The 287-nt window shown below is 66.9% G+C and carries 1 pseudogene; it reads right to left on the bottom strand.

From position 1 onward, the window contains the following. Positions 1–190: 190 nt before the first annotated feature. Positions 191–287: pseudogene (locus KVT39_RS38595) on the bottom strand (Flp pilus assembly protein CpaB); the annotation flags it as partial.

The raw sequence follows: 287 nt of genomic DNA, 5'->3' as shown, positions 1-287 counted from the left end.
GAACAGAGGATCGCGGCCATCATCGTGCCCCGTGCGTCGCGAGTCCGCAGTGGGCCGCTACCTGTACGTTGCGATTTGAGTTTCATTTTGTTTGATCCCCCGAGAGACCGGCGCCGTGCCGGTTGTCGACTTCCCGGGCCGCCGTACCCTGCCGGCGGCCGATTTGTTTATCTGGCTGTGTTGATCTTCTTCAGAAACATTCGACGCCGCCCTCCACGCCGGCCAGCCCGCCGACGCAGGCGCGCCGCGCTGCCGGCGCCGCGTGCGACGCGACGTGCACGCGCACC

The organism is Burkholderia sp. GbtcB21, from assembly GCF_019091065.1.
Taxonomy (GTDB): domain Bacteria; phylum Pseudomonadota; class Gammaproteobacteria; order Burkholderiales; family Burkholderiaceae; genus Burkholderia; species Burkholderia pyrrocinia_C.
This window is presented reverse-complemented; position numbering and strand designations above follow the sequence as displayed.